This window comes from Aeoliella mucimassa (genome assembly GCF_007748035.1).
Taxonomy (GTDB): domain Bacteria; phylum Planctomycetota; class Planctomycetia; order Pirellulales; family Lacipirellulaceae; genus Aeoliella; species Aeoliella mucimassa.
In genome coordinates this window covers 1,889,985-1,910,680 of the sequence record NZ_CP036278.1, presented here as the reverse complement: position 1 = coordinate 1,910,680, position 20,696 = coordinate 1,889,985, and the positions used below count along the sequence as shown (strand labels likewise).

The following is a 20,696-nucleotide window of genomic DNA, read 5'->3' as shown; positions in this document are numbered from 1 at the left end:
AGTCCTCACTATAGCGCGCGGGTTTGGGGTCGGACAACGGTGCGGATAGGCGGGCGACGCAAACTTGCTACAATCATAGGTTTTCCCGGTTCCCCATCCTCCCAGCCCCCTCCCCTACCCTGCATGTCCAGCCTTGCTAACCAGCGTGTTCTGGTACTCGATTTTGGGTCGCAACTTGCACAGCTCATCGCCCGCCGGGTACGGGAGCAGCACGTCTACTGCGAAATCGTCCGCCACGATATTACTGCCGACCGACTCCGCGAGCTTGCCCCCAAAGGCATCATCCTCTCCGGCGGTCCCAGCAGCGTGTACGCCGACGGTGCCCCGAAGTGCGATCCCGAGCTGTTCGAACTCGGCATCCCCGTGCTCGGTATCTGCTACGGCATGCAGCTTGCCTGCCAGGCGTTGGGTGGCGAAGTAAAGAGCGTTAATAGTCGCGAGTATGGCCGCGCCCATGTCGATGTGCTCGACCACAGCGATCTGTTTGCCGATGTGCACCCCAAGACGGAAGTCTGGATGAGCCACGGCGACCAGGTTACCGCCATCGACGAGACGTTTGTGCCGCTCGCCAGCACGGGCACCTGCCCCTACGCGGCCGTGCGTCACAAGACCCGCCCGGTGTACGGGCTGCAGTTCCATCCCGAAGTCACCCACACGGTCGAAGGCAAAACCTTGCTGGCCAACTTCGTTCGCAACGTGTGCGACTGCGATGGCACCTGGCGTCTCGGCGACTTTGCCGACGAAACCATCGAGCGCATTCGCGAGCAGGTAGGCGACAATCGCGTGATCTGCGGACTCTCGGGCGGGGTCGACTCGTCGGTGGTTGCCGCATTGCTGTCGCGGGCCATCGGGTCGCAACTCTCCTGCATCCTGGTCGACAACGGCTTGCTCCGCAAAGACGAAGCCCGGTTGGTGGTTCAGGAGTTTTCGGGCCACTTCAAATCGGACCTGCATGTGGTCGAGGCCGAAGACCGCTTTCTCGACAAACTCGCTGGCATCGTCGACCCACAAGAAAAGCGTCGCCGGATCGGGCATGAGTTCATCGCTTGCTTCAAGGAAGAAGCCGACAAAATTACTGGAGCCAAGTACCTGGCCCAAGGCACCCTGTATCCCGACGTGATCGAGAGCGGGGCCTCGGCCGATGGTCCTGCGGATACAATCAAGCTGCACCACAACGTCGGCGGCCTGCCCGAAGAACTCGGCTTCGACCTGATCGAGCCGCTTCGCGACCTTTTTAAGGACGAAGTCCGCCAACTCGGTTTGCAACTCGGCTTGCCCGAAGAGATTGTCTGGCGTCATCCGTTCCCCGGCCCAGGCCTGGCGGTTCGCTGCCTGGGCGAGGTCACGCGCGACAAGCTGGCGATGCTCCGCGAGGCCGACGCCATCGTGGTCGGCGAGATTAAAGCCGAAGGTCTGTACCGCTCCACCAGTCAGTCGTTTGCGGTGTTGCTGCCGGTGCAAAGCGTCGGCGTAATGGGCGATAGTCGCACCTACGACAACGCCATCTGCGTTCGCAGCGTGAATACCGACGACTTCATGACCGCCGACTGGAGCCATTTGCCGCACGAACTGCTAAGTCGCATTGCCACGCGGATCATCAACGAAGTCAAAGGCGTCAATCGCGTGGTCTACGACATCAGTAGCAAACCTCCTGCAACGATCGAATGGGAGTAGCCCGCGAGGTTGGCTCCCTTTACCTACAACCTTATTTGATTCGCAACGATCATGGGACCTTTAGTCGGGCTGTGGCGTGACACTTGGTGGGTTTGGCTCATTCTGGCCGTGCTGGTCATTGTGCTGGGGGTGCTGGTCACCTGGTTCTATTTCGTGATGCTGCCGGCGCTGCCTGGCATGTTCGTCTACTTTGCGTTTAACCGCTACGACGAAAACGGCAACGAAAAACCGGACGTCGACCGGTAACCGCTCCCCGCGCGCGGAGCGAGGCTTGGTTTTTTCTGCAGCAAGCCAGTCTGGCTGCTACAATCGGCAGCTTGTGGTTTCCTGCAACACTGTCAACGCCTCGCCTTCTGCATTGCTTATGTCCGATCCCGCGCCGCAACGTATTCGTGTGACTTGTCCTCACTGTGGAGCCAAGGCCAAAGCCCCCCTCGAGTACGCAGGGCGAAAGGTGAAGTGTGCCTCGAAAGAGTGCGGGCAGTCGTTCCAGATACCTGCGGCCGAAGCAGCTTCGCCGGACAAGCAACCAACGCCCGCCGCGGCGAAACCGACACCAAAACCAAAAGCTGCGAAACCAGCCCCTCCGAAGCCAGCTGCAAAGCCAGCACCGCCGAAACCCAAAGCGACTCCACCTGAAGACGAAGGTCCGCTGTTCGATAACGACTTTCTATCAGAACTCGAGCGCGAGGCTCCCCGGCCTTCTACCGGCGTGTTCCAAGAGACCGTGGCCAGCAACCCGGGACTCATCCGCTTCAATCCGTTGCAATGGTGGAAGTACCAACCACTGGGACTCATCGCTGGCGTTGGATCCGCGGCGCTCGTGCTGTTGATCTGGCTGGGACTCGTTCTTAGCGGGCACTCCGGCACCTTGGCCACCAAGGATGGAGGGGCCACCCCGATCTGGCTATTCAGCCCCGCGATACTCGGCACGCTCGCTTACTTCACCTGGAACAAGTCGCATAAGTTCCGCCGCGGCGACGCGAATCCTGGCATCGTGGTTTCGCTTGAGCCAGCACTCATTGCGGTACCGACCGACCTTTCGCAAGGAGTCGGCGAGTACCTGGCGGTCAAGATTCTACCGATCAAACTCAAGTCGTCGTGCGGCAAGCCTCTCGAAATCGGCAGCGTTGTTCCCACCATCGCTTACTATGGTGCCCCGCACAACAAGCATGCCGAGCATTGGAGCGACTTCTATCCCGATCCGGCCGAGTACGCCACCGGCGATCAGGCCACGCTCGAACGACTGGCGGCCAGCTTTCCCGAGGAGCAATACGCGTTCCTACACGAAGCCCTGCAGTTGATCGAGCGTCCTTACGCTCCTGGGCTGTACGCTTTGTGGGAAGCCCCAGGCAAAGCGATTGGTCGCAAGATCAACAACAAGAACGACTACTAACCTGCGTGCGGTTTCTTGCGTCTCCCTCGCTTAAAAGGGGGCTCTCGAGCCATTAGATGCTGCATGGTGAGGTACACGGTGTTGTACCCATCGTATCCATGAGCAGCGAGCCAGGCGTTTCGGCGACTCAGCGCCCGCTTGTTGCGAGCCAATTCACTCGGCTTCATGTAGTGACCGGGCCTGGTCTTGGACCATTGCCTGCGAGTCGAACGATGAACCACTCTACGGAAACGGCGGAGTGCGTCGGGTAACAATTCCCCTTCACGCACGACAATTCGTCCGGGCATCGATGGCGTCTTCGTGGCCGACGCTGAGCCAAGTTCTAGAGGTCGGTTTCGACCTACCATTCACAAAGTACTGCCTTCAAGTTAGTCGATTCCACTCGTCGGCTGCAAGTCACAATAGGGATGCTCGCTTATCCCTTGCTAGAACACGATGCCATGAATCGGCACCGGCTTGGTGGGCAGGTTGGGATCGCCCATCATTTCTTTCAGGTTCTCTTCGATCGTCAGGCTGATGCTCGTAAGCGGCGTGTCGCCCGGGCGGTTTTCGAAGGGGTCTTCGGTACGTTCACCAATGTAATCGAGCGTAATGAACACGAAGTTAATCACCAAGGCCAGCGGAATATTGAACGGCCCCAGTACTTCGATAAACGCAAATGGCACCAGCGTACCATGGATGAACACGAACAGTCGCGAGAAGAAACTGTAGGGCCGCGGGAACGGAGTGTTCTTAATCCGCTCGCACATGCCTTGATGGTTGTTGAACTCGGTAAGCGTCTCGTGCAGCTTTACATAGCGATAATCCGAGAGCCACCCCCGCTGGTACGCACGGAGCAGGTCGTCGCCTTGTTCCATCAATAAGTAGTTCGGTGGATTGCGTTTGCTGAGTACCATTTCAAGGTCGTTATTCGCCAAGAACGGCTCGATGTCGTGATACTGGTTGTGCGTTTCGAGTAGTTCGTTTTCGATCTCGTTGTAAGCATGCCGCTGACGCAGGAACACACGCAGCGCATGCACAAAGGCAATGTGCCGATAGATCATGCGATGCTGCCATTGCTTCAGCTCCTCGCTGCCCGGCTGATTGTCGTCGATGGCCAGGTTCAGCACCTCACGCCCCCACGCCCGACTGTAGTTCACCAGCTTGCCCCAGATTTTTCGGGCTTCCCACCAGCGGTCGTACGCACTGTTGTTCTTAAACCCCAAGAAGATCGCCAGTGCGGTACTGAGCGTGGCAACCGCATTAAAGGGAATGGCCACCCAGGTCAAATCGAATTCGTGATGCAACACGTACACGATGAGAGAGAGCGTCAGAAAGTAAGCCATGCTCTTCCACGTATAGAAGATGATGTGGCTCCACTGAATTCTTCTGGCAATGATCATGTAGTGCTGTCACCAACCGGAGGGCTTGGGAATTCTTGCGAACTGCGGTGCTCCGGCCGCTACTTCGATGAGTCGCCTGCTGCCGGAACCGTTGCGGTGGATCGTAAGGGTGAGAAACGAGAGGGGACGAACAGACGGGGATTAACAGTGTAGCGGGACGTGCAAGAAATGGCACGTGCAGTCGCCCCACCGGTTTCCCCCATGCGGCTCGAAGTGGCTTAAAACAGTTGTTGAAACGCGCCGTCGACCTGCTCTAATACATGTTTAACCGTTGGCAGAGTGCTTCGTCCGGTGCACGCCACGCTTTGTTTAATGCCCCCACCCCGGGGGCAAAATAACTCACTTACGTCGATGACTCATCCCGTTACTGCTGGTGTTCCAACAACTTACGAAGGGAACGCTCGCCGTAAGAATTGCCCCCACGGATCGATTTCCGCGAAATGGGGGCTTTTGAATCCAATCCTTGGGACCTCCGATTCATGAAACTGCACCACGTTCAACAACAACTCGCCAACCACCCGATTGCCGACATTCCGGCTGCCGTGCATGCAGCGCTCGACAAGCTCGCCCACCCAGTGCCCGCCGGCGAGATTGCCATCACCGCTGGCAGTCGCGGCATTTCGAATATCGCCGCAATCACCCGCGCGGCTGGCGACTGGCTCAAGAGTCGTGGGGCGAAGCCGTTCATCGTGCCGGCCATGGGGTCGCACAACGGGGCGACCGCCCATGGTCAGCGGGCGATGATCGAGTCGCTCGGCATCACCGAAGAAGCGATGGACATGCCAATTCGGGCGTCGATGGATGTCGTCGAGATCGGCGAGACCTTCACCGGCCCGATCACCATGGACAAGTTCTGCCATGAATCGGATGGGGTGCTGGTGCTCAATCGCATCAAACCCCACACCTGCTTCGTGGGCCCGATTCAAAGTGGGCTGATGAAGATGATGACCATCGGCATGGGCAAGATCAACGGCGCCCGCACCTTCCATCAGGTTCCCTGCTTGAAGAAAGCCGACGCGATCATCGCCCTCGGCGAAGCGATCATCGGCACCGGCAAAATCTTCGCTGGCCTGGGCATTATCGAAGATGGTTACGACCAAACGGCCGAACTTCACGCGCTGGCCCCCGAGCAATTCGCGAGCGAAGAACCTAAACTGCTCGACCACTACACGAACGATTACTTCCCCAAGCTACCGGCCGAGGAATTCGATGTGCTGATCGTCGACCAGATCGGCAAGACCTTCAGCGGCCTCGGCATGGACCCTAACGTGATCGGCCGCCGCGGCTTGGCCGGAGTGCCCGATTTTCCTTCGCCGAGGATCGGCAGCATCGCCGCCTTGGAACTCACCACCGCTTCGCAAGGCAACGCACTCGGCTTCGGTCTCGGCGATTGCATTACGCAACGCTTGTACGACGCGATCGACTTCGAGAAGACTCGCATCAATGCCGAGACCACCGGCGACATGGATCGCATTCGCATGAATCACATCGTGAAGGACGATGTCGATGCGTTTAACTGGTGCGGCGATCGCAGCGGCACCGACCGCTGGTTGGTGGTACCCAACACGTTGCACCTCGACTCGATGTACGCCAGCGAAGGGCTGGTCGACGAGTTGAAATCGAATCCCCAATGCACGGTCGCCGACGAGCCGGTGGAAGTAGAGTTTGTCGACGGGCGGATGAAGCTGGCGTTTTAACTCTGCTAACTAGCCAGGAGCCCCCTACTCATGATCACAAATCTTGCCTGCTTCGGTCGAGAAGCCTTCGCTGGTCGGTACGAACTTGCCACGATCGGCGAGGAAGTCGATCAGCTGGCTGGCATTCATGCCACTCGCGCTGCAGGTGCAGAATCGCGCCTCAGTGCCAAAGCGGTTGTGAATCGCAGCCTCGAGCGACTCGCGATCGTACTGCTCGCCCGATTCAACCATCATCCGCATCACTTCATGCCCATGGATGTCGGTGGTGCTGGATTCCATACCTGAGAAACTCCCTAATTCGAGAAAAGTCGAGATTTACCTGCCGAGAACCTTTAAGATGATCGTGTTGGCCAGCGAACGCAAGGCCATCGCACCGCCCTCACCGCTTTTCCCTCCTCCCGAGCCGGTTGTCATGAACATGCGATTTCTCCCCCTGCTGGCCCTCTTCTCTATGGTCTCGACCTGCCCGCTCGCAGCAGCCGACGAAGCGGCCTCGCTGCCGAACGTGCTGATCCTGTACGCCGACGACATGGGCTTCGGCGACGCGAGTTGCTATAACCCCGAATCAAAAATCACCACTCCTAACATCGACCGCCTGGCCCGCGAAGGCATGCGGTTCGTCGATGGGCATTCGTCTTCTGGCATCTGCACTCCCAGTCGTTACGCACTGCTCACGGGGCGGTACCACTGGCGCAAGTTTCACGACATCGTCGGCGCGCTCGGAGCCTCGCGGTTTGATGCCGAGCGATTGACGCTTCCTGAGATGCTTCAGCAAAAGGGATACGACACCGCGTGCGTCGGCAAGTGGCATCTCGGTTGGGACTGGAATGCGATTCGTCACCCCAACGCCAAGAAAACCACGGCCGCTGGTGGCAAACAAAAGTACTGGGGATACGATGCGTTCGACTGGTCGAAGCCGGTGCCAGATGGTCCGCTCGCGCACGGGTTCGACTACTACTTCGGCGACACGGTGATTAACTTCCCGCCGTACGCGTGGATTGAGAACGATCGGTTGATCTCGCCGCCAGATGCCAACTTAGAGATCACCGCGAAGACCAAGGAAGGCAACTGGGAAGCCCGCCCCGGCCCAGCGCGGAGCGATTGGGACTTTTACGACGACTTGCCGACGCTCACCAACAAGGCCGTGAGTTGGCTGGCATCGCGCAAGGATCAGACGAAGCCGTTCTTCCTGTACTTCGCGTTGCCATCGCCACACGCGCCGATCATTCCGATCGATAAGTTCGACAACGCCTCGCAGGCCGGAGCCTATGGCGACTACGTGGTACAGAGTGACTGGTCGTGTGGCGAACTGCTCAAGACGCTCGATAAGATTGGGCTGGCTGAGAACACCATCGTGGTGTTCACCTCCGACAATGGCCCCGAGATCTATTGCTACGCTCGCGAAGAACGCTTTGGCCATCGTTCGAACAATCCCCTGCGGGGCATTAAACGCGACATCTACGAAGGGGGGCATCACGTGCCGTTCATCGTTCGCTGGCCTGGCAGAGTACCGGCCGACACTACCAACGAAGCGCTGATCTCGCAAATCGACGTGATGGCCACGCTGGCCGAAGTGGTTGGCTTCGACCTGCCCGACGGCGCGGCCGAAGACTCTTATAGCCAGCTCAGCATGCTTGAAGGTGGTTCGCCTGTTCGAACGACACTCGTGCATAATACGTATCGCGATCGCTACGCACTACGCGATGGAAAGTGGTTATGGATCAACGCCCCCAACGGCTATCATCGCCCTGCAAACAAAGCATGGGAAGCTCGACACGACTACCCATCCGACGATCACCCTCAACAGTTGTTCGATCTCTCGACCGACCTGGGTCAACGACATAACGTCGTCGATTCCCATGAAGACATTGCCCAACGCATGGCAGCGCAACTTCAACAGATTCGCGAAGCCGGCCACAGCGCCCCGCGACTGGACGATGCCAATCAGGCGGGAGGTTAAAAGAGGTGCCTAATAATGTTGGGTTTTGCAACCAATGGCACCTTTAGAATGCTTTGGAAATCCCATTTTGAGAGGGAAAACTGAGACTGAGTTTCGTTAAGGCAAAATACCGACAAAGGGACTTGCAAAAACTTGACTGGCCCAAAACCCGGCGTTACGATGCTCGGTGGAATTACGGTGGCAATGGTGTTCCTGAAGCGATGCGATCGCTGGCTTGGCTCCACGTTCTCAGAACTTCCAAATTGCCTTAGTTTCCTGCAGCAGGCCCTCTCCTCTTTCTTGGGTTAACCAGCTCTGGAAGCTCAGACACCGATGGGGGATCACGTTTCCGTAAATCCGCTAGTTGCTCAACCCACTGGTAGATGGTACGGCCTGTGGGTCGTGTTTTCATTTGTTGCTACGTACCAGGAGTGTTATGCAGTGTCGCAAGGTACGATTAAGAAGCTGACGGACAAGGGATTTGGATTCATCGAGGGAGAGCGGGGGGATATCTTTTTCCACAGCTCCGCCGTCGAGGGGGAGATTCGCTTCGACAATCTCCGTGAAGGACAGCAGGTCGAGTACACCGAGGGCCAAGGCCCTAAGGGTCCTCGTGCCGAGAACGTGAAAATCGTCTCGTAAGCAGTAAACAGGATCTTCGGATTCAAAGGCTCGCTCGACCGGCCCGCCCGGTTGAGCGAGTTTTTTGTTTCCCCACGCGGGGGCCCGCGACGCCCCCACCCGGCCAGCAGTCGCCAAAACCGGACAAACCGGTCGAATTTGCCACGTTTACCCCTGCCGACCACGCCTGGACGGGGACCCGTGTGTTAGGCTATATTACGTGACTTGTTCCTCTAGTGAGGACCGCACCGAACCTTTCCATTCCTCAGGAGTTGAGATTACCCGTGGTAAAGTTAACGCTTCGCGAACGTGAAACGGCCCAAGAGGCAGTCCGTCGGTTCCGTAAACTGGTGGAACGCTCTGGCATCAAAAAGGAAATCCGTGTTCGCGAGTTCTACGAGAAGCCCAGCGAAACGAAGCGCCGCGCGAAGATCCGCGCCGAGCGCCGTAATCGCCGCGAGCGCATGCTCGGCCGCGCCTAATCCAGCTGCTGCACTCCGCCGGCTTTCGGCGAGTCGATACCAGGTTCGCCACGCGTACCCATCAGTTTAGCTGTTAGCGTGCCGCGTGAGCGACTGAAGAACGAAATTAAAAAAAGACAGCCGACCCATTTGGGTCGGCTGTCTTTTTATTGAGTCAGCAAGTTCCGCTTCCAGGCAGAGCCTAGAAGGCGGTCTCAGCCCGCAGGAAGAACCCGTCGAAGCCCATGATGTTGGCGTCGTCGTAGCTGGTCTGCAGTTGGAAGTCGTACTCGTCGCGGAAGCCAAGGTCGTGCCATGCAGAGAAGAAGTAACCACCGCTAATGCTAGTGTTGCAGGTCACGAATACGGTACCACCCATTTCGATTTCGGTAACCGGAATGAGACGACGACCGCTAATGGTCTGCGTACCAGCTCCTACCGGCGCGGAGCCGGAGTAGTCGACCGACGACTGAGTAGTGCTGTAGTCGCCGACGAGCAGGGAGATATCGCCCTTCATGTACAGGCTGCAGATACCTTGACGACCCAGGTAACGACGCCCCAGCAGCCCTACGCGACCACCAGCACCCTGGAAGTCAGAAACCGAAGTTCCCCGCTCCAGCAGTTCGTCCGAACCATCGATCGTGCTGTAGATGCGAGTGGTATCGAAATCGACCGCACGGAACGCACCAGTGAAGGTGATATCCCAAGCAGGACACCAGCCATCACAACAAGTGTCGCAGCAGTCGCCACAACCGGTATCACAGCAGCCCAAAGGCGAGCCCAACGGGATGGTCTTCGACCAGCCGATGTCGAACGAGTTGAGGGCTATATCAGCGGTACCGACAACACGAGAGCCATCGAGTAACGGAGTCTGCTCAAGCGGCGAGATGATCTGATTGGTCGACGAAAAAGCGGGGCTTTCGAATCCGCTATCCGTATCGAAGCGAGTGTAGGTAAAGCGTACTTCTTCGCCACAGCAGTTGCGAATGCCGCCGTAGACGCGGAACGAGCTACTGTAGTCGAAATCGAGCTCGTGGAACGTATCGGTCAGGTTCGGAATGTCCCGCTCGAGGTAAGCCACCGCTTCGCTCGGATTGGCACGCACCCACAGGGCCTCGCCACCGACAAACAAACGGTTTCCCCGGCCAGTCGGCAGCAGGGCAAGATCGGCCACGCCTGGCCCGCAAGTATCGCAACTTGCCATCTGTACGCCGGTATCGAGCTGAGCCAGCGTATCCGACCACACGACTCCCTCGCCTGATTGATCGGTGCTGAAACCCGCCTGAGTTTCTTCTTGGGCACATGCCAGCGAGGCCATGGCCATGCTGAGCGCTACGGTAGCGCATGCAAATACATATTTCATCTAGATTCCCCCCAGAATCAGTAGCATGCCGGCTACGCTGCCCCCCCTTTGAGACATCCGTACCAAGCCTTGCAGTTAGGTCTAAATGGAGAGCGGGACCAACCACAGGCTTAACGGGCAGCACTGCGTCGGTATATCCTCCCCTGTCCCGTATGCTTTCGGAACATGGAAAGTAATCGGTATCGCTAGAACCGCAACTTTGGTGTTTCTCCTTACAACTGGATAAATGGGCAAAGTCCGTAAACTCACCGCAACCCGCATCCCGCCAAGTTGACCATCTGCGCACACAAAAAGACGGTGCTGTGGTCGAGGGAAAACCACAACACCGCCTTAAACAAATTTCGACGACAACCTTTTCGCCTAACGGCGGGGCGGCCTAGAGGGTGGGCGGCACCGCCGGCGACTGGGAATCGCTCGGCACCGTCGGCGACTCGACTCGCTACTCTTGCGAGTACGATGCCGCTCGGCCACCATATCGGTGCAAGTGGGCACGCACTGACGTTCACGCTCGCACCCAGCCACCGATTGCACGTGACCTCTTTGAGCTAGCATGGCAAAAACCTCTCAATGCTCTTCCCGAGTGAACGGAAAGATCACCTCCTCCCCCACGAGGGAGGAACTCGTTCGTAGGATAAATCGCCTAACCGCGGTTAAGCAGTTTTCCGACGATACCAGATGGTCGAGCCGACGAGTGCCAGGCCAACTAGCACCACGGACGAAGGCTCAGGCACCTGAGTGGGATCGGTAAGGGTACCGGCTACAAAGGTATCGATGCCTTCCATCACGCCGTACGGACGAAGGATCTGGTTGTAGTACAACGACTGGTTGCCGGATACCTCGTAGTCTTCGAGTTGGGCAGCAGCGGTTTTAGTGATCGATTGGTCATTGGTATCGACGAACAGCGCCGAAGCAATGGCATTGTCGCTCGCATCGCTACCGTTCATGTCGAACAATACCAGACGGAAGTCAGGATAGGGGAACAATCCGTCGACTCCTGCGTCGGGATCGATATCGATACCGAAACGAACAATCTCGCCAGGGGCTAGACCGCCGTTACCGATAGACACCACGAGTTCGTCGCCGGTGGAAGTCGATGAAATCGAAATACCAGGAGTTGAATCACTCAATAGCGCGTAGGTGCCGTAGTTGGTATCACCAAAGTTGTAGTCGGTGTCGCCAATCGTGATGCTGAACTCGGTCAGATTGCCGGTCGACTCTTCGAGATTCTCGACTTCGATCCAAGGCATGTTGCGGTTCTGGATACGCTGATAGGCCGTATCCCACATGGCGTACATTTTGTAATCAGGATCATCGGGGTGCTCCAGAATCATCTCTTTTTCAGAGATCTTGATCTGGAAACCTACTTCGTCCAACTCGGCCCGAGCCGACGACGAAATGCAAAGCATGACGAGTGCAATAAAACTTAGGTTCACAAGGGAACGCCAAGTACGTATGGCAAAGTTGTTAAGAATCATCTGTATTTCCCTCAAAATGGATATTCGTGCAGCATCCCATCACGAAAAACCTTGGGTGCGTGCTCTTTGGGTAAAACTCATGTAGCAACTCGCACACACATCCCAAGAGAGGTGTGGGCTTTGGGGTCCAATACGGCTGCCAGACATCACGTTGTTGCAGGTGAACTAGGAAGCAAGCGTTTGCTTGCTGGCAGCACTTCAGAAAGCGGCATGTGATACTGCAAGGCTCCCTACAGGAACCTGCAGCGCGCAACGCTACGCACCACGGCACGCCGGGCACCACGACCGTTCTACCTGGTAGGTCCGCCGGAATTGCACCTTGAAATCAGGCGTCTTACAGCAATTACCAACCAATAGAAAACGGATCACTCCACGGAAAACGCGAAAGGATGTTTGCTAGCCCGAGGACCAACAGGCAAACCATCGCCACCAGAGTATCTGAGGAGCAACACTCCACCACGCAATTGGATTGAGGAGCTACAAAGAGGTCTGGAAGCCGTGGATAGTGAATGCCAAGCGAGCGAAGTGGCAACGCCACTTACACGCCGCTTTGTCGACATTCATGAGCACAGCTCCCGGTAGCATGAAGAAAATAAATGACCTGCTCAGGAAAATACTCCTAAGCCATAATGACAGACTAAGTAGTTTGAAGTCCCATGTCAACAAGTTGTTGCGGTTTTTCTCAGTTTTCAAAAGCCCAAAAATAGACGTGGCGGGGTCCCCTCTGGAGCCTCGCCAAAGCCCGCCACGTCCGTGAGCCTCCTCCCCGGAGAGCCTACTTTCCAAAGCTAGGATGTTGCTCGTGGATGTCAAATATGGGGATTTCCAGGATGCACAGAAGCGCAGCCGCCGACCCGCCAGAAATTGGGATCGCAAGCATTGCCAAGCCTTTGGCGGAGGAAGCCATCGCGCTGGCCGCGAAGCTGTAGAACCCCTGGCCTACCGCCCGGAATCGTGCCAATCGAGGCCGATATCCAAACAGGGTGCCGAGTGGGTCAGAGCCCCCACGCTGATGCGATCGACGCCGGTTTTTGCGATTGCTCCGATCGTAGCGAGCGATACGCCGCCAGAGGCTTCGAGCAACATTTGGGGAGCAGATGCATCGCGAAGCTCCACGGCCGCCCGCAGGTGGTCATTTGTCATGTTGTCGAGCAGCACAATGTCGGGTTGGGTTGGCAGCACCTGGGCGAATTGCTCGAGGGTATCGACCTCAACCTCAATGGCCTCGACCGCAATTTGCTGATCGGCCAGTCGGCTCCGCACCTTTTCGGTGGCTTCCGCCAGGGTAAGTCCCTGCTGGCTGGCGAGGGCCACGTGATTGTCTTTAATCATCACCGCCCGATTCAAACCGAGTCGATGGTTCTGCCCGCCGCCGCACCGAACCGCGTACTTTTCCAGTAATCGCCAGCCTGGTGTCGTCTTGCGAGTGTCGTACACCTCGGCTTTGGCGCCGACCACTGCGTCGACATAGGTCCGCGTGAGTGTGGCGACTCCGGAGAGTCGTCCTAAAAAGTTCAGCAGCACCCGCTCGGCGGTCAGGATGTCGGCCGCCGAACCCGTCAGGTTGGCGAGCACCCGCCCGGGAGCGACTTGGTCGCCATCCTGGCTCGAGAGCGTCAACCGCACGTCGCTGGCAAGCTGCTCGATCAACAGCTCCACGACCTTGAGTCCGGCCACCACCCCATCCTGGCGAGCTACGACGTCGACGGAGCCTGGCGCCCCGTCGGGCACCAGCATGGCGGTGGTCCAGTCGCGCTGGCCCCCCAGATCTTCGGCAACCGCCAGGCGAATGAGTTCTGTAGCCGATTCGGCGACCTCGCTGCCCCAATCGAGTTGCTGAAATTGTCCGTTCATTGCGAAGCCTCCGCCAGATAAATCGAATTGCCGAAGCCTCTATTGTAGAGTTTCAGAGGTCGAGTGACGAAGGGGCGGCAGAGCGGCGAAATTGCCGGGTGCAAAGCTGGATTCGGCTGCTGTGGGCTGCTTTAATGGAGCCTGCCCCCTGCCCTCTCCCCACCGGTCGTCCGCCGAAATGCCCAAGCCGATGCTCGATGCCCGACAGCAGTCGACGGTTGCCAGTCTGGCGGCGGTGGGCTTGGCTATTGGGCTGGTATGGTGGGTCGTGGCCGGGGGTCAGTCGGGGCGGTTGATCGAAATCGACCAGGCAGAGCCGGTGCCCTACGAATTTATGGTCGATCTAAACACGGCCACCTGGCCCGAGTTGGCTCAGTTGCCTGAAGTGGGGGAGATCCTCGCTCGGCGCATTGTCGAGACTCGCGAGACCGAAGGGCCGTATCGCACCCAGCAGGATCTACTCAAAGTTCGTGGTATCGGCCAAATCAAGCTACTGCGAATGGCTCCGCATTTATTGCCACTGCCCGACGATACCGCGGTGGCGGGCAATTAGCCCAAAAGCTTGGCTTTGCTAGTGAGTCGTATCGTCTTGTGGAGTATCCGGCGCTGGCTCCTGCGGAGGGTCCAGCAAAGGCAATACCTTTGAAGTGCGTGGCGGCAGCGGAGGCATATTACTTGGCATCCCCTCGCCAGGAGCCTGCGGGCGCAACGGGGCCGCGTATTCAGGACGGAAGGTGCGCCCCACGAGCTCGTCGAAACGCGAGACCAGGGTTGCAAGAATCATGATTCCCGCGGCCGCGTAGATCATCAGACCTAGAATCATATCGACCACCACCCACTCTTCGCCGTGGACTCCCTCGATCATGATCATGCCGGGGGCAAAGTGCAGGAAGGGTACGAACAGCACGAGGGCAAGTTTCATGATCTCATCGTCGCCGCCAGTAACGAGTAGCGGCATGCAGCAACACATCATGTAACCACCGCCGAAGAAGAACAGCGTACCGATAGTTGCCCCGATCGATCGAAGTGAGCCTTTGAACTTTAGCGAGTAGGCCAAACCAACCGAGGTCGCGAATAGCCCGGTTGTCAGCACGGCCAGCACATGAAACGGGATTGCGAGCATGAACTCTGGCGAGAGCGTCAATTGCAGGAACCAGACCAGCGCGAGCGGCGCTGCCAGCCAGCGGAACGCGTAGAAATTGCCTAACGCCTTGGCCAAAATGATGTCGCTACCGGTGAGCGGCGTGGAGATCAACGATAGCCAGGAATCGTGCTCTTTCTCGTTAGTAATCAAACTCGCAGCCCGCAGGCCCATGAGGATTACCCCACCGACTCCGATCAGCGTGGAGATCGACATGCTAACGGCGATGTATTGATTGCCGGGTGAGCCTCCCCAGCCGCCACGGACCACGCCGACCGCTACCGCGTATTGATAGATCGCTATGCTCAGGGTGCCGAGCATGATGATTCCCATGCAGACTCGGCCGAGGAACCCCAGTTTTGTCGCCGAGGTGCGGGCGAATAACTCCTTCCAGAGCATCGGATGCTCTCCGAGCGGCAACCGAATGCGTGGCAGTTCCCACTTCCACGATCTGGTCGTCGCCCCGGCGCTGCTCACCGAACGCAGATGCACCCGACGAACCGCGATTACTGCGATGCAACAGAGTACTAGTGAAAGCAATAGTTGCCAGCCAACGAGTTGCCACACTTCGCTCGCCCCGTATCCCATGCCGAGACCGGAACCAATCATCTGACTGAACATCACCGGTAATGGATTGATCGCCAAGCACCAATCCACGACGTAGCCAAACAAAGTGAGGATGGTGCCAAGCACCCCGCCCTGCATACCGAGGGCCATCATCCACGACCCTAGAAAAAAGGGAAGCAAAAACACCAATGCTTCAACCAGATAGACGCGAATCAACGCATCGCGGGCGCGGGGAGACCACACCGAGATACACATCGACCCCACGGTCACCAGCGTGGCGGTACTCGCGAGCATGGCAAAGTAAGTAAGCAACAACGAGCCTGGGATGCCCCCCATCAAGCGGAAAATCGCAAGCACTGGCAATGCGACCATCACCAGTTTGCCGACGAGCAGCAGCTTTCCGAAGAGCTTTGACAACACGATCTCGGCGTTCGACAAATCGGTGGCGAACAGGTACTCGATGGTCCGCCGCTCCCGCTCGGTGGCAATGGCTCCTGCCGCTACGGCCGGGGCGACGAGCAGGGTGAGAATCATCGACAACCAGGCAAACGTCACGAAGAACCCAGAAGCGAGATTGGCCGCTTCGCGAATCGAAAGGCGATCGTTGCCATACCAACCGGCGACCCCTTCGTAGCACATCCAGAGCGAAAACAGGAGCATGCCGGCGAACAACACACGCAGCAAGTAATACCGCCGGCGTCGGGCGTTGGCAACTAGTTCGGTCTGAAATACGGGTCCCAGTAACATGGCTGCCAGTGTACCACCAGTTTAGGCGGGAAGCCACATCTCGCGCGAGGTTCTCCTGGTCAATTCAGGCGTCTCGATTGGCCTGACCGATTAGCCTCCAAGAAAACAATCACGCCTTACTTTTTGTCCCACGGTTGGGGTGGATTCTTCTGGTACTTCGGCGACGCGTCCTGCTCTGGCAGCGACTCGACAACCTGCATCAATGCTCGCTTGGCTGCCAGCACCGGAGGCGCGCTGGAGTCGATCAGATTCGCTTCTTCCCAAGGATCTTGCTGCAAGTCGTATAGCTGCTCAGGCTGGTGATTCGCATCGACCCAAAGCTTATAACGGTCGTTACGGACCACTCGTTCGTCATAGCTTAACTCCGGATGCACACGCCCCTGGCGAAGCACAGCCGGCCCGCCTCCCATCGAGAGGATCCACTCTCGCGGCTGGTAGTCCTCGTCGCCCAGCAGCAGACCGGCAAAGCTTGCGCCGTCGACCTTCCGCTCCGCCGGCAGAGTGCCACCTGCTAGCTCGGCGAAGGTTGGCAGCATATCGGTAAAGTCGACCAGTGCGTCGGTAGTCGCTCCTTGTGCAATGCGTCCTGGGCAACTGACGATCAGCGGCTGGGCAACGCCGGTTTGTTCGTCCTTGCGTGCTTTGCCACCACGGACCATCCGCCCTAACCGTTGGTTGCGTGTCCACGACGCACGCCCGGTGCCGTTGTCGGTGGTGAAGAACACGATGGTGTTTTCGCGGATACCCTCTTCTTCCAACGTTGCCATAAGTCTACCGACCAGTTCGTCGGTGTATTGCACCATGCCGACAAACTGCTGGCGTTTGCCGGTTTCGTCTTTCGTGTCGGGCGTGGTGGTGAGCGGGCTGTGGGTTAATGCCATGGGATAGTACAGCAGCATCGGCTGCGACTTGTGCTCGCGAATGAACTTGATCAGGTAGTCGCAGTAAATGTCGGGGCCGAACTGACCTTGATGGGTGCGCGAACCCTGCCCGCGAGTATTGATGTAGGGGTCCCAGTACCGATTCCCGCTCGGCGGATTGCCGGTTTCGTAACCGGTCCACATGCACCAATCGTCGAATCCCGCTTCGTCCATGGCGTTGGGCTCCACGCGAAAGTCGTCGATCTGCCATTTACCCGCCGCGCAGGTGGTGTAACCTGCTTCGCGCAGCACCTTGGCGAAGGTCGTATGCTGCGGGGCGTCGAAATGGCACCCGGCCCCCCACCGCGGCACGTCCCAGTGATTCGTCCAGCCATGTCGAAAGGGATACTGCCCGGTTAGCAGCGTCACCCGGGTCGGCGTGCACTGCGGCATGCACCAGGCGTTGTTGAACTTCATGCCTTCGTCGGCTAGGCGGTCGATATGCTTGGTGTCGATGCCTTCGCCGCCATAGCAATGGATCCACTCCTTGCCCAAGTCGTCGACCAGGATGAACAAGATATTGGGCTTCTGCGATACAGCAACCGGAGTCTCGGCCCACGATGTCGACTGCGTCATCGCAGCACCAACAAAGAGCATCATCCAACAGAGTAATAGAAATCGCATCGTTGCCCTTTCGCACAGCTTGAATCGATTGCATCCGCCTACGAGTGATTCCTCACTCAACAAGCTAGTCCGCAGTATAGAGCAAGACGTTCACGGAGTGGCTGTTTGCCTCAAGGAAAAGAAAGGGCGTCGACATAATCCGGCAGTAATGAAAAACTGCCCTTGCCATTTACTACACATGTCGTAAAACTAACGCCGTCGATCAACAGAAAGGACGATGCCATGGGCAAGAAGCGGGCGAAGATGCCTCGACTGCCGGAAGGTGAAATCGAGATTCTCGAAATGCTATGGCGCGAGTCGGCGGTGACCATTCAGCAAGCACAGACAGCACTTGGGCAGCCGATTGGCTATACCACCGTGCAGACTCGGCTGAATCGGTTGGTAGAAAAAGGGCTGGTTGCGAAATCGAAGACCCGCCCGGCTCAGTACTCGGCCGCGGTGACGCCTGAAGAGGTCCGCCAGCGTGATCTCGACACCCTCGTCGAGCGCGTCAGCGATGGGCGAGTCGTTCCGCTGGTGGCTCATCTGATCAATCGCCAGGGCGTGACGGCCGATGAAATCGCCGAGCTCAAGTCCCTGGTTGCAGAGGCCGAGCGTCGCACCAAAGGTTCGAAACCTCAGGGAGGCAGACCATGAATGACTCGCTGGAATCGATCGCGATTGCCTTGCTACGAACCACGTTGGTCACGAGCGTCGCTGCAGTAGCAGCGATGGCACTGCTGAGGCTGCTCAAAATCCACCGCGCCCGCACGCATCGCATCGTATGGCTGTTGGTCCTCGCCCAGGGATGGCTGTTGTGGCCATACACCTGGAGCGTGGAAGTCGCACCGGTGCAAACGTCGGTTATTGTGTCCCCAACCATCGAAGCAAGTTATGCGGATGGCCCCTTGGTTGCATCCAGTTCGCTCCCCAGATCGTCCGGGGAACCAGCGTTCGACATGCCGCTGCTGCTCACGCGAATCGTGTTGGCGACGTGGGGAATTGGGGTTCTATCACTCGTGCTGCTGAGCGTGGTTCGCTATCTGCGAGTTTATTCCAGCGGCCGACCTGGTGAGCTGGTAAGCGAGCCACATTGGTTTGCCGAATGGGATCAAGTCCGCCAGGAGTGCGGTCTGAGGAGCGCGGCCGAACTTCGCACCACCCGCGATACGGGTCCGCTCGTCTGCTGGGTGCCTTGGATACTGCTGGTATTGGTGCCGAAGTCCCTATGGGCGAAGCTCGAACGGACCGAACGCCAAGCGATCCTACGACACGAGTTGGCCCACTGTCAGCGGGGCGACCTGTGGAAGAACCTCGTCGTGCGATTGCTTGCGCTGCCGCAATGGTTCAATCCCCTCGTCTGGCTCGCAGTCCGGCGATTTGAAGAAGCGGGCGAGTGGGCGTGCGACGAGCAAGTCGCCCGGGCCAGCGGAGCCTCGCCCGCGACCGACTACGCCCGCGTGTTGTTGCACGTGGCCGACTACGCGACACAAGTTCCCGCAGGCACCGTGGGGCTGACAGGCGGGCAGCTTTCGAGACGGATTCAACGACTCATTCATTCACCAAACATGGAGGTTCGGGAAATGCGAAGCTATCTACTGCTGCTGATGTTGATCGTAATCGGACTGTTTCAGGTCATCCGTATCGAACGCGTGGAGGCCGAGGAGCCAGCCACCAACGCTGCGCTGAATCCGCTTACTTCCGACGAACCTGCTGCCGCTCCAACTCCTAAGTCCAAGTATTCATTCGATCAACCCTATGTGATCGAACCGCCAGACATCCTGCTTATCAACGTCACTGGCGACGAGCAAGTCTCCGGCGAACACCTGGTAGGCCCCGATGGTCGGGTGAACCTGGGCTCCTTTGGCTCGGTAAGCGTTACAGGTTGCACGCTGGAGGAAGCCAAGCAAGCGGTTGAGAAGAAACTATCGCCCTACTACCACGCTCCTGTCGTGTCGGTGGATGTGTTCGCCTACAACAGCAAAAAATGCTACGTGATCACCAAACATCCCAGCGGCGACAACGTGGTCTCCATCCCCATTACTGGCAACGAAACCGTACTCGATGCAATCGCTCGCATCGGCGGGGTCAAAGGTCAGGCGAAGCTGTGGATCGATCGTCCGGCAGAGAAAGCAACCGATAGTCTCATCAAGCAGGTCGATTACCAGGCCCTTACCCAAGGCGAAGACACCAGCACTAACTTCCAGCTACTCCCCAGCGACCGGCTGTTCATCGAATACCCCGATCCAACTCGCCTTCGACAAGCCTTGGAAGCAGATAGTCAAACGATCGCCAAATTACGACGTACCGAGTCAGGTTTGTTTCAGGTAGAAAAGGAGTCGGACACCGTCGCTCCTCCCACTCCGTTTGCCTATGATGAGCAACCCCAAGCATCCGATTCGCAGACGGTGACCGTCCGCACTCGCATCGTCACCGATCCCAAGCAAAACCTTCGTGCTATCGAAGGACTTAAAAGTGGCACCTCCATCACCGGTGAGTCGCAAATCCTTGAGGGGCTACTCGGAGTACTGGATAAGAACGATCTCTCCAAGGTACTCGCGACTCCCTCGATTACCGTGCGGAATGGTCAAGTCGCCCAGGTTGGCATCGACAGCAACGAGTCGTCTGACACCCCAAACCTGGCCATCAAGCTGCTCAATCACCATAGCGGCAAGCTGGTGATTTTCGACGCCGAGGTGAGTGTCACCGGACTCGCAGGGGGCTCGTCCGAGAGCAAAAGCACGTTTGCCCTGAACGCTGGCGAGTCGTTTCTCACGCGGATTCCTCAAGAACACATGAAAGAATCGGAGGACATCTACCTGCTGATCACCCGCGAGTAGTCGAATCGATTGCGTG

The 20,696-nt window shown here is 57.8% G+C and carries 18 protein-coding genes; 10 read left to right on the top strand and 8 right to left on the bottom strand.

Annotated features, from left to right (window positions below; translation table 11 throughout):
- The first annotated feature begins 123 nt into the window (after window positions 1-123).
- The 3 genes from guaA (at window position 124) to Pan181_RS07650 (ending at window position 3,070) form a co-directional block, all read left to right on the top strand.
- A complete protein-coding gene (guaA, locus tag Pan181_RS07660) occupies window positions 124-1,674 on the top strand; it encodes a glutamine-hydrolyzing GMP synthase (RefSeq protein WP_145246273.1) in 1,551 nt (516 codons plus the stop codon).
- Between the two features lie 51 nt (window positions 1,675-1,725).
- Window positions 1,726-1,920 carry a hypothetical protein gene (locus Pan181_RS07655; protein WP_145246272.1) on the top strand — a complete coding sequence of 65 codons (195 nt, stop codon included), beginning with the start codon at window positions 1,726-1,728 and terminating at the stop codon, window positions 1,918-1,920.
- Window positions 1,921-2,038: 118 nt separating this feature from the next.
- Complete coding sequence (locus tag Pan181_RS07650; RefSeq protein ID WP_145246271.1) at window positions 2,039-3,070, top strand: DUF3239 domain-containing protein; 1,032 nt, start codon at window positions 2,039-2,041, stop codon at window positions 3,068-3,070.
- On the opposite strand, the gene Pan181_RS07645 is transcribed toward Pan181_RS07650, so the two are convergent.
- Together Pan181_RS07645 and Pan181_RS07640 are read right to left on the bottom strand one after the other, a co-directional pair.
- Window positions 3,067-3,357, bottom strand: coding sequence for a bS21 family ribosomal protein (locus Pan181_RS07645; protein ID WP_197529018.1), 291 nt, complete (start codon window positions 3,355-3,357; stop codon window positions 3,067-3,069). The two genes, Pan181_RS07650 and Pan181_RS07645, sit on opposite strands and share 4 nt — an antisense overlap.
- Before the next feature lie 138 nt (window positions 3,358-3,495).
- Window positions 3,496-4,452 carry a bestrophin family protein gene (locus Pan181_RS07640; RefSeq protein WP_145246269.1) on the bottom strand — a complete coding sequence of 319 codons (957 nt, stop codon included), beginning with the start codon at window positions 4,450-4,452 and terminating at the stop codon, window positions 3,496-3,498.
- A gap of 479 nt (window positions 4,453-4,931) precedes the next feature.
- Here Pan181_RS07640 and Pan181_RS07635 point away from each other — a divergent pair, with 479 nt between their 5' ends.
- Window positions 4,932-6,149, top strand: a complete 1,218-nt coding sequence (locus Pan181_RS07635) for a lactate racemase domain-containing protein (protein ID WP_197529017.1) — start codon at window positions 4,932-4,934, stop codon at window positions 6,147-6,149.
- A gap of 24 nt (window positions 6,150-6,173) precedes the next feature.
- Here Pan181_RS07635 and Pan181_RS07630 read toward each other — a convergent pair whose 3' ends face one another.
- On the bottom strand, window positions 6,174-6,428 hold the full coding sequence (locus tag Pan181_RS07630; RefSeq protein WP_145246267.1) for a YecH family metal-binding protein: 255 nt from the start codon (window positions 6,426-6,428) through the stop codon (window positions 6,174-6,176).
- Between the two features lie 139 nt (window positions 6,429-6,567).
- Between Pan181_RS07630 and Pan181_RS07625 the strand changes: the two genes are divergently transcribed.
- The 3 genes from Pan181_RS07625 (at window position 6,568) to rpsU (ending at window position 9,191) form a co-directional block, all read left to right on the top strand.
- The gene (locus Pan181_RS07625) at window positions 6,568-8,109 is read left to right on the top strand and encodes a sulfatase family protein (protein WP_145246266.1); all 1,542 of its coding nucleotides are present in this window, start codon (window positions 6,568-6,570) and stop codon (window positions 8,107-8,109) included.
- Between the two features lie 420 nt (window positions 8,110-8,529).
- Complete coding sequence (locus Pan181_RS07620; protein ID WP_145246265.1) at window positions 8,530-8,730, top strand: cold-shock protein; 201 nt, start codon at window positions 8,530-8,532, stop codon at window positions 8,728-8,730.
- Window positions 8,731-8,993: 263 nt separating this feature from the next.
- Window positions 8,994-9,191, top strand: a complete 198-nt coding sequence (rpsU, locus tag Pan181_RS07615; protein ID WP_145246264.1) for a 30S ribosomal protein S21 — start codon at window positions 8,994-8,996, stop codon at window positions 9,189-9,191.
- 181 nt (window positions 9,192-9,372) lie between these two features.
- Here rpsU and Pan181_RS07610 read toward each other — a convergent pair whose 3' ends face one another.
- From Pan181_RS07610 to nadC, 3 genes are all read right to left on the bottom strand, one after another.
- The gene (locus Pan181_RS07610; protein WP_145246263.1) at window positions 9,373-10,533 is read right to left on the bottom strand and encodes a hypothetical protein; all 1,161 of its coding nucleotides are present in this window, start codon (window positions 10,531-10,533) and stop codon (window positions 9,373-9,375) included.
- Between the two features lie 650 nt (window positions 10,534-11,183).
- A complete protein-coding gene (locus tag Pan181_RS07605) occupies window positions 11,184-11,939 on the bottom strand; it encodes a PEP-CTERM sorting domain-containing protein (RefSeq protein WP_197529016.1) in 756 nt (251 codons plus the stop codon).
- A 1,008-nt stretch (window positions 11,940-12,947) separates the two neighbouring features.
- Window positions 12,948-13,862, bottom strand: coding sequence for a carboxylating nicotinate-nucleotide diphosphorylase (gene nadC / locus Pan181_RS07600; RefSeq protein WP_145246261.1), 915 nt, complete (start codon window positions 13,860-13,862; stop codon window positions 12,948-12,950).
- 190 nt (window positions 13,863-14,052) lie between these two features.
- Here nadC and Pan181_RS07595 point away from each other — a divergent pair, with 190 nt between their 5' ends.
- Complete coding sequence (locus Pan181_RS07595) at window positions 14,053-14,415, top strand: helix-hairpin-helix domain-containing protein (protein WP_197529015.1); 363 nt, start codon at window positions 14,053-14,055, stop codon at window positions 14,413-14,415.
- 18 nt (window positions 14,416-14,433) lie between these two features.
- Here the strand turns inward: Pan181_RS07595 and Pan181_RS07590 are convergent, their stop codons facing one another.
- Window positions 14,434-16,317 carry an ABC transporter permease subunit gene (locus Pan181_RS07590; protein WP_145246259.1) on the bottom strand — a complete coding sequence of 628 codons (1,884 nt, stop codon included), beginning with the start codon at window positions 16,315-16,317 and terminating at the stop codon, window positions 14,434-14,436.
- Window positions 16,318-16,433: 116 nt separating this feature from the next.
- Entirely contained in the window at window positions 16,434-17,861 is a 1,428-nt protein-coding gene (locus tag Pan181_RS07585) for a sulfatase-like hydrolase/transferase (RefSeq protein WP_145246258.1), read from the bottom strand.
- 222 nt (window positions 17,862-18,083) lie between these two features.
- Between Pan181_RS07585 and Pan181_RS07580 the strand changes: the two genes are divergently transcribed.
- The gene (locus Pan181_RS07580; RefSeq protein ID WP_145246257.1) at window positions 18,084-18,497 is read left to right on the top strand and encodes a BlaI/MecI/CopY family transcriptional regulator; all 414 of its coding nucleotides are present in this window, start codon (window positions 18,084-18,086) and stop codon (window positions 18,495-18,497) included.
- Window positions 18,494-20,680, top strand: coding sequence for a M56 family metallopeptidase (locus Pan181_RS07575; RefSeq protein WP_145246256.1), 2,187 nt, complete (start codon window positions 18,494-18,496; stop codon window positions 20,678-20,680). Before Pan181_RS07580 ends, Pan181_RS07575 begins: the two co-directional genes overlap by 4 nt.
- Window positions 20,681-20,696: the final 16 nt, after the last annotated feature.

Bases quoted from the DNA above. Each gene is read 5' to 3' on its own strand.
- Pan181_RS07610 (WP_145246263.1), bottom strand. From the start codon at position 10,533: ATGAAATATGTATTTGCATGCGCTACCGTAGCGCTCAGCATGGCCATG.
- Pan181_RS07645 (WP_197529018.1), bottom strand. From the start codon at position 3,357: ATGCCCGGACGAATTGTCGTGCGTGAAGGGGAATTGTTACCCGACGCA.
- Pan181_RS07590 (WP_145246259.1), bottom strand. From the start codon at position 16,317: ATGTTACTGGGACCCGTATTTCAGACCGAACTAGTTGCCAACGCCCGA.
- Pan181_RS07585 (WP_145246258.1), bottom strand. From the start codon at position 17,861: ATGCGATTTCTATTACTCTGTTGGATGATGCTCTTTGTTGGTGCTGCG.
- Pan181_RS07635 (WP_197529017.1), top strand. From the start codon at position 4,932: ATGAAACTGCACCACGTTCAACAACAACTCGCCAACCACCCGATTGCC.
- Pan181_RS07595 (WP_197529015.1), top strand. From the start codon at position 14,053: ATGCTCGATGCCCGACAGCAGTCGACGGTTGCCAGTCTGGCGGCGGTG.
- Pan181_RS07580 (WP_145246257.1), top strand. From the start codon at position 18,084: ATGGGCAAGAAGCGGGCGAAGATGCCTCGACTGCCGGAAGGTGAAATC.
- Pan181_RS07655 (WP_145246272.1), top strand. From the start codon at position 1,726: ATGGGACCTTTAGTCGGGCTGTGGCGTGACACTTGGTGGGTTTGGCTC.
- nadC (WP_145246261.1), bottom strand. From the start codon at position 13,862: ATGAACGGACAATTTCAGCAACTCGATTGGGGCAGCGAGGTCGCCGAA.
- Pan181_RS07625 (WP_145246266.1), top strand. From the start codon at position 6,568: ATGCGATTTCTCCCCCTGCTGGCCCTCTTCTCTATGGTCTCGACCTGC.
- guaA (WP_145246273.1), top strand. From the start codon at position 124: ATGTCCAGCCTTGCTAACCAGCGTGTTCTGGTACTCGATTTTGGGTCG.
- Pan181_RS07605 (WP_197529016.1), bottom strand. From the start codon at position 11,939: ATGCTTTGCATTTCGTCGTCGGCTCGGGCCGAGTTGGACGAAGTAGGT.
- Pan181_RS07650 (WP_145246271.1), top strand. From the start codon at position 2,039: ATGTCCGATCCCGCGCCGCAACGTATTCGTGTGACTTGTCCTCACTGT.
- Pan181_RS07630 (WP_145246267.1), bottom strand. From the start codon at position 6,428: ATGGAATCCAGCACCACCGACATCCATGGGCATGAAGTGATGCGGATG.
- Pan181_RS07640 (WP_145246269.1), bottom strand. From the start codon at position 4,452: ATGATCATTGCCAGAAGAATTCAGTGGAGCCACATCATCTTCTATACG.
- Pan181_RS07575 (WP_145246256.1), top strand. From the start codon at position 18,494: ATGAATGACTCGCTGGAATCGATCGCGATTGCCTTGCTACGAACCACG.